The organism is Yersinia sp. 1252 StPb PI (assembly GCF_048593885.1).
GTDB lineage: Bacteria > Pseudomonadota > Gammaproteobacteria > Enterobacterales > Enterobacteriaceae > Yersinia > Yersinia enterocolitica_E.
Genome location: NZ_JAZGQE010000050.1, coordinates 18,281 through 27,472 on the forward strand (window position 1 = coordinate 18,281; position 9,192 = coordinate 27,472).

The following is a 9,192-nucleotide window of genomic DNA, read 5'->3' on the forward strand; positions in this document are numbered from 1 at the left end:
TTCACTGAATTATTTAAGGATGGAGATTTTCTATGTCGGCAATAAACCCTAACCCGCTGTTTTGTCAGATTAACCCACCGGCACGGTTGCTGATGGGGCCGGGGCCGATCAATGCCGATCCCCGGGTATTGCGGGCAATGGCCAGTCAGTTGATCGGGCAATACGATCCGGCGATGACAGAGTATATGAATCAGGTGATGGCGCTATATCGTGGGGTTTTCCGCACTGAGAATCAGTGGACGATGTTGATCGATGGCACCTCTCGTGCGGGTATTGAAGCGGTTTTGCTGTCGGCCATCCGCCCTGGCGATAAAGTTCTGGTGCCGGTTTTTGGCCGTTTTGGTCACTTATTGTGTGAAATTGCCCGCCGTTGCCGGGCCGAAGTCCACACTATCGAAGTGGCGTGGGGCGAGGTATTCAGCCCAGAAATGATTGAAGATGCTATCAAGAAAGTGCACCCACGGCTGCTATTGACGGTGCAGGGCGATACCTCAACCACCATGTTGCAGCCGCTGGCTGAGTTGGGCGAGATCTGTCGCCGCCATCAAGTGTTGTTTTATACCGATGCGACTGCATCGCTGGGGGGGAACCTATTGGAAACTGACGCCTGGGGGTTGGACGCGGTATCTGCCGGGTTGCAAAAGTGCCTTGGCGGGCCATCAGGCAGTGCTCCGGTAACCCTCAGCCCACAATTCGCTGAGCAAATTCGGCGACGCAAATGTATTGAGCAGGGGATCCGTACTCAGGATCATGCTGATGGCGACGAAGAGATGATCTATTCCAATTACTTTGATTTGGGCATGATCATGGATTATTGGGGGCCGGAGCGCCTGAATCATCATACCGAAGCCACCAGTATGTTGTTTGCGGCACGGGAATGCGCACGAGTAATACTGGAAGAGGGATTGGATAACGGTATTGCCCGTCATGCTTTGCATGGTGCAGCGTTGTTGGCGGGCATTCAGGGAATGGGGCTGGCGGTGTTCGGTGATATGAAGCACCGCATGAACAATGTGTTGGGGGTGGTTATTCCGACCGGTGTTCCTGGTGAGCAAGTGCGGCAACTGATGCTAAATGATTTTGGTATCGAGATTGGTACCTCATTCGGGCCGTTAAATGGCAAAATTTGGCGCATCGGCACTATGGGATATAACGCGCGTAAAGATTGTGTGATGCAAACGCTGGTGGCATTGGAGGCGGTATTAAACCGTTTAGGTTTTGCCACGGTTCAGGGCAACGGATTGCAAAGCGCGTGGAATGTCTATCAGGCTGAGAGTGATAAACCGGTTATTGATCCACTAAACGGAGCGAACTGATGGCTGTTACCCTGCCGGATGCCGAGGCAGAGCAGGCTGCATTACGGGTCTTGGCCCGTTGTGATGTGCTGGCGGCAATCAGTGAATCAGCGGATGCGCTGACGCGGGTGTACCTGTCTCCTGAACATTTGCGGGCAAATCAGCAAGTGGGTGAATGGATGCAGGCGGTCGGGATGCGCGTCTGGCAGGATGCAGTTGGTAATATTTGCGGCCGTTATGAAGGGCTGCAACCTGATGCGCCGGCCCTATTGTTAGGCTCTCATCTTGATACGGTGCGCAATGCCGGCCGTTACGATGGCATGTTAGGTGTATTAAGTGCGCTAGAAGTGGTGGGGTATTTGTATCGTCAGCAGCAGCGGCTGCCGGTGGCCATTGAGGTGATTGGTTTTGCCGATGAAGAGGGTACGCGCTTTGGTATTACCCTGCTGGGTAGTAAAGGTATCACTGGGTGCTGGCCGGCCGATTGGTTGAGTAAAACTGATGCTGAGGGTGTCAGTGTGGCGCAGGCCATGGAGAACCTTGATTTTGACCCCGCGGCTATTGTCAGTGCGCGACGTGAGGTGAGTGATTTTTGTGCTTATCTGGAGCTGCACATTGAACAGGGGCCGTGTTTAGAAAAGGCCGATTTGGCATTGGGCGTGGTGACGGCAATCAATGGCGCGCGCCGTCTGAATTGCCGATTTATTGGCTTAGCGGGCCACGCTGGTACGGTGCCGATGGGGCAGCGGCAAGATGCATTGGCCGGTGCGGCGCAATGGATTGGTGTCGTTGAACAGTTGACTGCTTGCTATGGTGAACATTTAGTGGCGACAGTTGGAACACTCAGTTGTTCGCCAGGTGCTGTGAATGTGATTGCCGCAGAGGTGGCTCTGACGCTGGATATTCGTGGCCCGCAAGACTGTCACGTGGACCAGTTACTGGCCAGTTTGTTGGCGCAGGCGCAAGTGATAGCAGCACAGCGCGGCCTGACTTTTTCATCAGAAGAGTTTTACCGTATCAGTGCTACCGAATGTGATATGGCTTTGCGCCAGCGAATCAACGCCAGTATTGATCGGGTACAGGGGCGCTCATTATTGCTGCCTAGTGGTGCGGGGCATGATGCCATTGCTGTTGCTGAGTGCTGGCCGGTAGGGATGTTGTTTGTGCGCTGCAAAGGAGGGGTAAGCCATCATCCTGATGAATCCGTCACGCATAGTGATATTGCGCTAGCCATTCAGGCTTATCTGGAAACGGTGCTATCCTGGCAACGGGTTTAATACACTGGGGGAGCACTTTTGCGGTACGGCTCCCCCTGGTTTTACCTTTACAACAATAAAAAATCATCAACATCGCGCCATGCCGGAAAGGCTTCGCGATAGCTCTGCAATGTTTCTAAAGACAACTCAGCATCCAGTTGCACAGCCAGTCCCGGTTCTGCTTGCGCCAACACCTGGCCTTGAGCATCCAGAATCACACTGTCGCCCTGATAGTGATGGCCGTTATCATCATCGCCGACCCGATTACATCCGGCGACGTAAGCCTGATTTTCTATCGCGCGCGCTGTCAGTAAACTTTGCCAGTGTTTGGCGCGGGGAGCAGGCCAGTTAGCGACATAGAGTGCTAAATCATAATCTTGCAAATTGCGTGACCACACCGGAAAGCGCAGGTCATAGCAAACTTGCATCAAAATTCGCCAGCCACGCCATTCCACCACCTTGCGCTCTTTGCCCGCTTGATAGTGGTGGTGCTCACCGGCCATGCGGAATAAGTGGCGTTTGTCATAATGATGAACGCGCCCATTCGGTTCAACCAGCAGGAAGTGGTTCACCGCACCCTCGGTGGTTTTCAGCGCCACACTGCCGCCAATCAGGGCATCAGTAACTGTGGCCCAATGGCGTAACCAGTTGATGACCTCACCTTCTGATAATGCATTTTCAGCCGCATTCATGGCAAAACCGGTGGTAAACATCTCTGGCAACACAATCACATCACGCTGCCGGAGTGGCTCCAACAGCATGTCAAAATGGCGCAGATTTGCCTGTGCATCCAACCATACCAATGGCTGTTGCAACAGGGTCAGTTTTAAAGTTGACACAATCGCTCCGCAGCAGCATCCAGCGTGGCATCCTGTTTGGCGAAGCACAGCCGGATCAGTTTATGGGGGAACGGGCCTTCACAAAATACCGATAACGGTATCGCTGCCACGCCGACATGTTCGGTTAACCATTGGCAGAATTCAACATCATCAAGATCAGAAACCGCGCTGTAATCGGCCAACAGGAAATAGGTGCCTTCACTCGGCAGAATTTTCAGGCGGCTGGTGGACAGCGCATTGACGAAGCGATCACGACGGGCGCGATAAAAATCGGGCAGTTGCTGCCAGTGCTCTGGTTGGGTATTGAGCATATCCGCCAATGCGAGCTGAACCGGCGTGCAAACCGAAAAGGTCAGATATTGATGAATTTTACGCACTTCGGCACTGATAGCGGCGGGGGCGATGCAATACCCCACTTTCCAACCGGTCATATGGAAGGTTTTGCCGAAAGAGGACACTGCAATGGCGCGTTGGCGCAGGTGCGGATGAGCCAGCACACTAGCATGGCCTGCGGCGCTAAAGCAGATGTGTTCGTACACCTCATCGCTCAGCACATAGATATTACGTTCAGCAATCACTTGCCACAGTTGTTCAAAGTCTTCCGCCCGCCAAACAGTCGCTGAAGGGTTATGCGGCGTATTGACGATAACCAGACGAGTACGTTCAGAAACCAGATCAGCAAATTCAGACCAGTCGGTGGCGAATGTCGGAGGTTTTAGTGCTATGCGCTTGAGTATGCCGCCCGCCAGTTTAACTACCGGTGCATAGCTGTCGTAACTGGGATCAAAGCAGATAACTTCGTCGCCTGGGCGCACCAGGGCGGTAATGGCGGCAAACAGGGCTTCGCTGGCACCGGTAGTGATGGTGATTTCGCTGTCGGCATCGGGCTGCCAGCCGTAGATTTTAGCCGTTTTCTCCGCAATTGCATTGCGCAGCGGTGCCACGCCGGTCATTGGGGCATATTGGTTTGCACCTTGACTGACATGATAGGCCAATTGCTGTTTCAAATAGTCTGGGCCATCAAAATCGGGGAACCCTTGCGATAAGTTAATCGCTTGGTATTTTTGCGCCAATGCACTCATTTGCGTAAAGATTGTGGTGCCTTGTGCCGGCAATTTACTGTCTGGAATAAAGGATAAAGTGCTCATGGCAGATGAATACTCCTGGCGCTGTATGTTGCCGTCAATATAACACGATGTTAAGATTTGGCAATCAAGACGCTTAGATGTTTAAACGGCTAAATGCTGTAATTTGCTAAGCATAGATAAAAATGTACTAAGGCTGATCGTCGGGCAAATTGCGGTTGCTAAATGTGATGACCCACCTACACCACAACAGGGATATGCAATGACAGAAAATGTACAACTTGGCGCGCTGTTAGCCGCCTGCCACTGGATCGGGGAGAAGGGCTGGTGCCCAGCGACCGGTGGTAATATGTCCCTGCGGCTGGACTCGACTCATTGTCTGGTTACTGAATCAGGTAAAGATAAAGGCAGCCTCACCGCTGACGATTTTCTACTGGTAGAAACCGCCAACAACCATGTTCCAAGTGGGCGCACACCCTCGGCAGAGACCGGGCTACATACCTTGCTTTATCGTCTGTATCCAGAGATCAATGCGGTGTTACATACTCACTCGGTGAATGCCACCGTGCTATCTCGGGTTGAGCGTAGCCATGAATTAGTATTGCAAGGCTATGAAATGCAGAAATCACTGTCGGGTCAGCGTAGCCATTTGGATGCGGTTGCCATCCCTATTTTTGATAATGATCAGGATATTCCGGCGCTAGCCCAACGGGTTGCCACACTGGCAGATAATAACCCGTTACACTACGGATTCTTGGTGCGCGGTCATGGCCTGTATTGCTGGGGAAATAGCGTGGTGGAAGCCCGTCGTCATCTGGAAGGGCTGGAATTCTTGTTCCAGTGTGAACTGCAACGCCGCTGGTTTGATCTCAATCCTAACGTGGGGGCTAAATGATCCAGGCTATTGTTACCGATATTGAAGGCACCACTAGTGACATCCGCTTTGTCCATCAGGTGCTGTTCCCCTATGCCCGCGAGCGACTGACGCCCTATTTGCGTGCACATCAGCAGGATGAAGAGATTGCCGTAGCGCTAACCAGTCTGCGCCATGAGCTTGCACAGCCGGGTGCTGATATTGAAACATTGATTACCGCGTTACATGGTTTTATGGATGAAGACCGTAAATCCACGGCGTTGAAAGCGATTCAAGGCATTATCTGGCGCACCGGTTATCTGCAAGGGGACTTTCGTGGTCATCTTTACCCAGAAGTGGCCCGGCAATTGGCCGACTGGCAGCAACAGGGTTTGGGGTTATATGTCTACTCTTCTGGCTCGGTTGCTGCGCAGAAACTGTTGTTTGGTTACAGCGATGCAGGGGATTTACGCCCGCTATTCAGTGGCTATTTTGATACCCATGTTGGGGGAAAACGTGAGGTGAGTTCTTATCAGAATATTGCTAGTCAATTAGCTATCGCCCCACAAGCACTGCTGTTTTTATCTGATATCCGCCAGGAGTTGGATGCCGCGCAACTGGCGGGTTGGCAAACTTGCCAACTGATTCGCGACTTACCTGATAACGAAAGCCGCCACCCACAGGTGAGCCGTTTTGATCAAATCGTTTTGGAGGATTTTACAGCATGAGCGGATTAACGATTTTTAGTGATGAGCAGCCGGAACAACCGTTGTGGCAAAGCCGTGATGCTGAAGAGATCCAGCAGCAACTGACTGCTATTGGTGTGCGCTTTGAGCGCTGGCAGGCAGATCGTGAACTGGGTGAAAATCCACAGCCGGAGGCGGTGATTGCAGCTTATCAACATGAGATTGACCGGCTGGTGGCGGAGAAGGGTTATCAGAGTTGGGATGTGATTAGCATGCGGCCTGATAACGTTCAGCGGGAAGTGTTGCGTGAGAAGTTTTTATCAGAACATACCCACGGCGAAGATGAAGTGCGCTTTTTCGTTGCAGGGGCAGGGCTGTTCTGTTTGCATCTGAACGGTAAAATTTATCAAATACTTTGTGAAAAGAATGACTTACTTTCTGTCCCTGCCGATACTCGCCACTGGTTTGATATGGGGTCTGCACCGAATTTCACGGCTATTCGGGTATTTGATAATCCTGAGGGGTGGGTGGCACATTTTACTGGCGATAAGATAGCCGATGCTTATCCACGTTTGGATTGATCACCTTCGTACTTTAAGCCGCAGCTAACACCGCTGCGGCTTCAATTGCTTTGGGGATAAAATTACAAACATTGCTCATTCTTAGCTTGGAAGAAGCCTGCCGCCACTTGTTCTGGGCTAATGACGCCGCTGTCTAATACCCAACCACTGATCAATGCCGCCGGTGTGACATCAAATGCCGGGTTATACACAACGGCATCTTCTGGTGCCCAATGGCAACTGCCAAAGCTGCCTGAGACACCGGTCACTTCACTGGCGGCACGCTGCTCGATTGGGATCGCTGCACCATTCGGGCAGTTTGGATCGTGAGTGGTGTGCGGAGCGGCAACATAGAACGGAATATTGTGATAGTGGGCCAACACCGCCAAACTGTAAGTGCCTATTTTATTTGCCACATCGCCGTTGGCGGCAATGCGATCCGCGCCGACCCAGATAGCATCCACTTTGCCCTGAGCCATCAGGCTGGCAGCCATCGAATCACAAATCAATTGATATGGAATACCTAACTCACCTAACTCCCAGGCGGTTAAGCGGCCGCCTTGCAGCAAAGGACGGGTTTCATCAACCCACACCTGGTTAATCTTACCTTGTTGATGGGCTTTTAATAATACGCCGATAGCGGTACCAATGCCCGCCGTAGCGAGCCCACCGGTATTACAGTGGGTTAGCAAGTTACTACCCGGTTTAACCAGTGCCGCCCCATGCCGGGCAATGCACTCACACAATTCTCGGTCTTCATCTACCAGATGTAGCGCCTCGCGAGCCAGGCTATCGACCCAGTTGGCTTGTAGCAAAGCCTGCTGCATCCGTGCCAGATTATTCATCAAGTTGACTGCCGTCGGGCGGGATTCACGCAGCGCGATGAGTGCCTGCTCAAGTTGAGCTTGCGGCAAACCACGTTCTGCCAGCAAAGCCAATAATAAACTTGCTGACAGTCCAATAAGCGGCGCGCCACGCACTCGCAATGTCTGGATATGGCCAATCAGTAATTCTACCGTATCAGCTAATAGCCACTCCTGACGCTGTGGTAATGCTTGCTGATCGAGTATCCAGAGCTGGCTATCGATAATTCTTAAGCTGGTGGTTTGTAAATCGAGCCTGTTAAGCGTCTGCATTGTCAGTTAAATCCATGTTGCGTTATTGCATCTGGTTTCTTATTCTGCCAACATATCTTATGGATGTGTAGACGTCTATATGGTTTTACGCCTAAATACGGATTTTTTTGCTCTAACAGAGAATAATTTCACAGCTAAGCAAGTAGTTGGCGGTGAGTGAACCAGAATCGGGTAAAGAATAAAGAGGTCGAAGATGTCGCGCTACCATACATTTACTGCTGCGGATGCTGTTGAATATGCTCGCCAATTTGGTCAGGTTGCTGATCCACTGACCTTAGTGACGGCCGATGAAATCGGGGATGGCAATCTTAATCTGGTGTTTAAAATCCGTGATGCGGCCGGTGTCAGTCGGGTGATTGTCAAACAGGCACTGCCTTATGTGCGCTGTGTTGGGGAGTCTTGGCCGTTGACCTTGGATCGCGCCAGAATTGAAGCGCAAACCCTGTTAACACACAGCCAATTCTGCCCGCAACACACGGTCAATGTGTTGCATCACGATGCTGAATTGGCGGTAATGGTGCAAGAGGACTTATCTGATCACCATATCTGGCGCAGTGAATTGCTGGCAGGTAAACACTATCCGCAAGCGGCGGGACAACTGGCTGAATATTTGGCGCAAACCTTATTCCATACCTCAGATTTTTATCAGTCAGCACAAGCTAAAAAAGCGGCAGTGAGCTGCTATACCAATCCAGAGTTGTGCCAGATTACTGAGGATCTATTCTTTACTGACCCTTATATTGATCATGAACGTAATAATTTTGATCCGGCATTACTCCCTGATGTACTGGCTCTGCGCCAGGATAATGCTCTCAAGGTGGCGGTGGCCTCACTTAAACATCGCTTCTTGAGTAAGGCCGAAGCATTGCTGCACGGGGATATTCATAGCGGTTCTATCTTCGTTGCTGAGGGGCGTTTAAAAGCTATTGATGCCGAATTTGGTTTCTATGGCCCAATCGGCTTTGATGTGGGTACCGCACTAGGGAATTTACTGCTCAATTACTGTGGACTACCCGGCCTGGCCGGCCCACGTGATGCCGCAGCCAGCCGCGAGCAACGGCTGAAAGATGTGCATATTATCTGGCAAACATTTTCCAGCCGTTTCGTGGCGTTAAGTCAGGAGAAAACGCAGGATTTGGCCTTAGCGACCGAAGGATATGTACCACAGTTCCTGCAACAGGTTTGGCAAGACGCGATAGGGTTTTGTGGTACTGAATTAATTCGGCGTACCATTGGCCTGGCACATGTTGCTGATCTGGATAGTATCGCTGATGAAGAGATGCGCCGGGAATGTCAGCGTCATGCGTTGAGTTTGGGGCGTAGCTTGATATTGGCCGCATCACACATTGATAACATTGATAATTTGATTGCTCGCATCAGGCAGAATGGATAGCAAAAATTATTCATGGTACCAGGTGATGGTCTGAACCAGAATATAGTGACCCCGTTAAGTAATGCGGGGTTTTTTATTATTTAAATTAC

The 9,192-nt window shown here is 51.3% G+C and carries 9 protein-coding genes; 6 read left to right on the top strand and 3 right to left on the bottom strand.

Annotated elements, in window-relative coordinates; translation table 11 throughout:
• Positions 1-32: 32 nt before the first annotated feature.
• Positions 33-1,316, top strand: coding sequence for a pyridoxal-phosphate-dependent aminotransferase family protein (locus V2A85_RS09875; protein ID WP_372558136.1), 1,284 nt, complete (start codon positions 33-35; stop codon positions 1,314-1,316).
• A complete protein-coding gene (hpxK, locus tag V2A85_RS09880) occupies positions 1,316-2,572 on the top strand; it encodes an allantoate amidohydrolase (protein ID WP_420071333.1) in 1,257 nt (418 codons plus the stop codon). The genes V2A85_RS09875 and hpxK overlap by 1 nt, the downstream gene beginning before the upstream one ends.
• A gap of 47 nt (positions 2,573-2,619) precedes the next feature.
• Here hpxK and V2A85_RS09885 read toward each other — a convergent pair whose 3' ends face one another.
• Together V2A85_RS09885 and V2A85_RS09890 are read right to left on the bottom strand one after the other, a co-directional pair.
• Positions 2,620-3,390 carry an amidohydrolase gene (locus tag V2A85_RS09885; protein WP_420071334.1) on the bottom strand — a complete coding sequence of 257 codons (771 nt, stop codon included), beginning with the start codon at positions 3,388-3,390 and terminating at the stop codon, positions 2,620-2,622.
• Entirely contained in the window at positions 3,378-4,538 is a 1,161-nt protein-coding gene (locus V2A85_RS09890; RefSeq protein WP_420071335.1) for a pyridoxal phosphate-dependent aminotransferase, read from the bottom strand. The genes V2A85_RS09885 and V2A85_RS09890 overlap by 13 nt, the downstream gene beginning before the upstream one ends.
• A gap of 199 nt (positions 4,539-4,737) precedes the next feature.
• On the opposite strand from V2A85_RS09890, the gene V2A85_RS09895 reads away from it, so the two are divergent.
• The 3 genes from V2A85_RS09895 to V2A85_RS09905 are packed head-to-tail and all read left to right on the top strand — an operon-like array spanning position 4,738 to position 6,595.
• Positions 4,738-5,370, top strand: a complete 633-nt coding sequence (locus V2A85_RS09895; RefSeq protein WP_372558140.1) for a methylthioribulose 1-phosphate dehydratase — start codon at positions 4,738-4,740, stop codon at positions 5,368-5,370.
• Entirely contained in the window at positions 5,367-6,056 is a 690-nt protein-coding gene (gene mtnC, locus V2A85_RS09900) for an acireductone synthase (RefSeq protein ID WP_372558141.1), read from the top strand. Before V2A85_RS09895 ends, mtnC begins: the two co-directional genes overlap by 4 nt.
• Positions 6,053-6,595 (top strand): 1,2-dihydroxy-3-keto-5-methylthiopentene dioxygenase, encoded by a 543-nt coding sequence (locus tag V2A85_RS09905; protein ID WP_420071336.1) that lies wholly within the window; start codon positions 6,053-6,055, stop codon positions 6,593-6,595. The genes mtnC and V2A85_RS09905 overlap by 4 nt, the downstream gene beginning before the upstream one ends.
• A 62-nt stretch (positions 6,596-6,657) precedes the next feature.
• On the opposite strand, the gene mtnA is transcribed toward V2A85_RS09905, so the two are convergent.
• Positions 6,658-7,710, bottom strand: coding sequence for an S-methyl-5-thioribose-1-phosphate isomerase (mtnA, locus tag V2A85_RS09910; protein WP_420071337.1), 1,053 nt, complete (start codon positions 7,708-7,710; stop codon positions 6,658-6,660).
• A gap of 193 nt (positions 7,711-7,903) precedes the next feature.
• Between mtnA and mtnK the strand changes: the two genes are divergently transcribed.
• On the top strand, positions 7,904-9,103 hold the full coding sequence (mtnK, locus tag V2A85_RS09915; protein ID WP_372558144.1) for an S-methyl-5-thioribose kinase: 1,200 nt from the start codon (positions 7,904-7,906) through the stop codon (positions 9,101-9,103).
• The last annotated feature ends 89 nt before the right edge of the window (positions 9,104-9,192 follow it).

Excerpts from the sequence above, each read along its gene's own strand:
- V2A85_RS09890 (WP_420071335.1), bottom strand. The coding sequence starts at position 4,538 with ATGAGCACTTTATCCTTTATTCCAGACAGTAAATTGCCGGCACAAGGC.
- mtnK (WP_372558144.1), top strand. The coding sequence starts at position 7,904 with ATGTCGCGCTACCATACATTTACTGCTGCGGATGCTGTTGAATATGCT.
- mtnA (WP_420071337.1), bottom strand. The coding sequence starts at position 7,710 with ATGCAGACGCTTAACAGGCTCGATTTACAAACCACCAGCTTAAGAATT.
- V2A85_RS09895 (WP_372558140.1), top strand. The coding sequence starts at position 4,738 with ATGACAGAAAATGTACAACTTGGCGCGCTGTTAGCCGCCTGCCACTGG.
- mtnC (WP_372558141.1), top strand. The coding sequence starts at position 5,367 with ATGATCCAGGCTATTGTTACCGATATTGAAGGCACCACTAGTGACATC.
- V2A85_RS09905 (WP_420071336.1), top strand. The coding sequence starts at position 6,053 with ATGAGCGGATTAACGATTTTTAGTGATGAGCAGCCGGAACAACCGTTG.
- V2A85_RS09875 (WP_372558136.1), top strand. The coding sequence starts at position 33 with ATGTCGGCAATAAACCCTAACCCGCTGTTTTGTCAGATTAACCCACCG.
- hpxK (WP_420071333.1), top strand. The coding sequence starts at position 1,316 with ATGGCTGTTACCCTGCCGGATGCCGAGGCAGAGCAGGCTGCATTACGG.